The organism is uncultured Cyclobacterium sp., from assembly GCF_963976465.1.
Classification (GTDB): domain Bacteria; phylum Bacteroidota; class Bacteroidia; order Cytophagales; family Cyclobacteriaceae; genus Cyclobacterium.
Genome location: NZ_CAXBOC010000549.1, coordinates 1 through 3,479, shown reverse-complemented (window position 1 = coordinate 3,479; position 3,479 = coordinate 1). Strand labels below are relative to the sequence as shown.

The 3,479-nt window shown below is 41.4% G+C and carries 3 protein-coding genes and 1 pseudogene; 3 read left to right on the top strand and 1 reads right to left on the bottom strand.

The features are described from left to right. Positions 1-81: 81 nt before the first annotated feature. A complete protein-coding gene (locus AAC037_RS21965) occupies positions 82-759 on the bottom strand; it encodes an ABC transporter ATP-binding protein (protein ID WP_339905636.1) in 678 nt (225 codons plus the stop codon). A 92-nt stretch (positions 760-851) separates the two neighbouring features. Here AAC037_RS21965 and AAC037_RS21960 point away from each other — a divergent pair, with 92 nt between their 5' ends. From AAC037_RS21960 to AAC037_RS21950, 3 genes and pseudogenes are all read left to right on the top strand, one after another. Next, positions 852-1,541 (top strand): arylesterase, encoded by a 690-nt coding sequence (locus AAC037_RS21960; protein WP_339905634.1) that lies wholly within the window; start codon positions 852-854, stop codon positions 1,539-1,541. A gap of 105 nt (positions 1,542-1,646) precedes the next feature. Continuing rightward, on the top strand, positions 1,647-3,386 hold the full coding sequence (locus AAC037_RS21955) for a GMC family oxidoreductase (protein WP_339905632.1): 1,740 nt from the start codon (positions 1,647-1,649) through the stop codon (positions 3,384-3,386). A gap of 4 nt (positions 3,387-3,390) precedes the next feature. Next, positions 3,391-3,479, top strand: a pseudogene (locus AAC037_RS21950) (gluconate 2-dehydrogenase subunit 3 family protein); the annotation flags it as partial.

The window sequence follows — 3,479 nt, the reverse complement described above, 5'->3', positions numbered from 1 at the left end:
ACGATTGCTGAAACAAACAGAATTAATTTGACCCCTGTTTTTCTAAATTCTCTTCTGGCCATTTTAATAGACCAAGCCCAATCAATCATGTATAGCCTCCTGTATTTTACCCCCTTTGATATGTAAAGATTGATGTGTTTTTGCTGCCAATTCCAGATCGTGGGTAACCAAAATTAAAGTGGTCCCTTGCTCTTCGTTCAACTTAAAAATAAGGTTTTCTACCAACTCTCCGGTTTCGGTATCTAAGTTGCCTGTAGGTTCATCTGCAAACAATATTTTAGGCTCATTTGCAAATGCTCTGGCAATTGAAACCCTTTGTTGTTCCCCTCCAGATAATTGATTGGGGTAATGGGTCAACCTGTCACCCAGCCCAACTTTTACCAAAAGCTCTTTGGCTTTTTCTTTGGCATCTTTTCGTTTCTTTAGCTCCAAAGGAACCATTACATTTTCCAATGCTGTTAAAGTTTGTAAAAGTTGAAAATTTTGGAATATAAAACCCACCAATTGATTTCTAATGCCGGCCCGTTGGTCTTCACTCATGTTTTCAAGTGCTTTACCATCCATGCGAACGCTGCCGGCACTTGCCACATCCAAACCGGCACAAAGGCCCAAAAGGGTGGTTTTTCCGCTCCCGGAGGGACCGACGATGGACAAGGTTTTCCCTTGTTCCACTTCAAAACTTACTTGATCTAATACAGTGAGTTTCCTGTTTCCACTACGGTAGGTTTTACTCAGATTTTCAACGCTTAGTATGTTCATATCTTTCAAAGAAAAAAACTTATCCCTTTTGAACAAAACCAATAGTGGATTAAGTTTAGTAATTTTGATAATTGATTGTAAAAATATTTCAAATGTTAAAATTGATAAAAACAATAGCTCCTGTAATGCTGCTCTTTGTAGCAACTACCTTTTTTACTGTCTCCTGTAATCAAAAACAGGAAACAGAGAAAAAGGTTACACCAACAGCAGATAAAAAGCCTGAGAAGCAAAAGAAAAAAAATATTTTATTCTATGGCAATAGTCTGACAGCGGGCTATGGCTTGGATGAAGACGAATCATTCCCTTCTTTAATCCAAAATAAAATAGATAGCCTAAACTTAAACTATCGTGTGATCAATGGTGGTTTAAGTGGCGAAACAACTGCCAGTGGCTTGAGTAGGCTCGATTGGTTTTTGGAAGACCGACCTGAAGTGTTCATTCTTGAACTGGGAGGAAACGACGGATTGAGAGGAATCCCTTTAGCGGAAACCAGAAAAAACCTCAATGCGATCATTTCTTCCGTATCAAGTAGGTTTCCGGATACCAAGATTCTGTTGGCAGGAATGCAAATCCCACCCAATATGGGACAGGAATATTCGGAAGAGTTTAGGGAAATGTACGCAGAGATTGCTACAAAGCAAGAGGTTGAAATGATCCCGTTTTTGCTGGAGGGAGTTGCGGGAAATCCTGATTTAAACCTACCGGATGGCATTCACCCGACAAGTGAAGGGCAAAGGATTGTCGCACAAACAGTTTGGAAACATTTACGACCGCTACTATAAAAAATAGCCTATTTTTGGTAATAGTGGTATCCTTCTTTAAAAATGTTTCTTTTTATTATCAGAAAATTATCTTAATTTTTCAAAGTAATTAATAAAAAACAAAGAATGAGTATTCAAATACAGACCGCCGGAGATGCTTACGACGTAATCATCGTAGGATCTGGAGCAGGTGGTGGAATGTCTTCCAAAATCTTGGCGGAAGCCGGATTGAAGGTAGCAGTAGTAGAAGCTGGGGCTGATTTTGACCCGGCCATAGAGGAGCACAGAACCCAATTAAGGCCACCATGGGAATCCCCCAGAAGAGGCGCCGGTACTGTGCGTCCATTCGGAGATTTTGATGCTGCCATAGGTGGTTGGGAAATTGACGGAGAGCCTTATACCCGAGGTGAAGGAAGTGAATTTGATTGGTTTAGATCCAGAATGCTGGGTGGGAGAACCAATCACTGGGGAAGAATTTCTTTGAGATTTGGTCCTTTAGATTTTAAGCGAAAGGATTTTGATGGCTTGGGCGAAAACTGGCCCATCAGTTATGATGACATAGCTCCTTATTATGACAAGGTGGACAAACTGATCGGTGTGTTTGGTTCCAAAGAGGGAATCAACAATGAGCCGGATGGCAATTTCCTTCCTCCTCCCAAACCTCGTTTGCATGAATTGTTCATCAAAAAAGGTGCGGACAAGGTCAATGTTCCTGTTATACCCTCTCGCCTTTCCATCCTTACAAGACCGGTAAACAATGACAGGGGAACCTGTTTCTTCTGTAGCCAATGCAACAGGGCTTGTCAAGTTTATGCAGATTTTTCTGCAGGAACTTGCTTGGTAAAACCGGCCATGAAAAAAGGACAAGTAGACCTTTTCACCATGGCCATGGTCAGAAAAGTAATTACCAATGATAAAGGTGAAGCTACCGGGGTTACTTTCATAAGTAAGCTTGACATGCAAGAATACAAACTTTCTGCAAGGGTGGTTGTACTGGGAGCTTCTGCTTGTGAATCGGCAAGGATCATGTTGAACTCCAAGTCTGCACAACACCCTGATGGGTTAGGAAATAGTTCCGGGCATGTAGGCCATTACCTGCATGACTCCACAGGAGCAGATAGGATGGGAATTCTCCCTGACCTGATGGACAGAGAAAGATACAATGAAGATGGCGTAGGTGGAATGCACGTTTATACGCCTTGGTGGCTTAATGAAAAAAACCTGGATTTTGCCAGAGGTTACCATATAGAATATTGGGGTGGTATGGGAATGCCTTCCTATGGTTTTGGTGGCGGAATGGACACCATGAGACAATATGTCAAAGATGAATTTGGTAATCCGGGAGTAAACGGAGGCTATGGTGCCGGCTTGAAAAAAGATATTAGAAGATTTTTCGGTAGTACTGTAGGTATGTCAGGTAGAGGGGAAAGTATTCCACGTTATGAAAACTACTGTGAAATAGATGATCAGGTGGTGGATAAATATGGTATACCGGTATTGAAATTCCATTACAAATGGAGTGATCAAGAACTGAACCAAGCCAAGCACATGCATGATACGTTTGAAGAAATTTTGACCAGCATGGGAGCAGTTATCTTGGGAGAAAAACCTGGAAGGGACAGAGAGTTTGGGTTGCATAAACCTGGAAGAATTATACATGAAGTTGGGACTACACGTATGGGAAATGATCCAAAAACATCTGTATTGAACAAATATTCGCAGGCACATGATTGCAAAAATTTGTTTGTAGTAGATGGTGGAGCTTTTGTTTCTCAAGCGGATAAAAACCCAACTTGGACCATCCTGGCCAACTCTTGGAGAACTTCCGAATACATTATCGATCAACTGAACAAGAAAAATATCTAAAGCAATGAACAGAAGAGAAAACCTAAAACTTTTATTTACCGGTTCCCTGGCTTCAGGTATGCTGTTTACAGGATGCGGGCCAGAATCACCGGA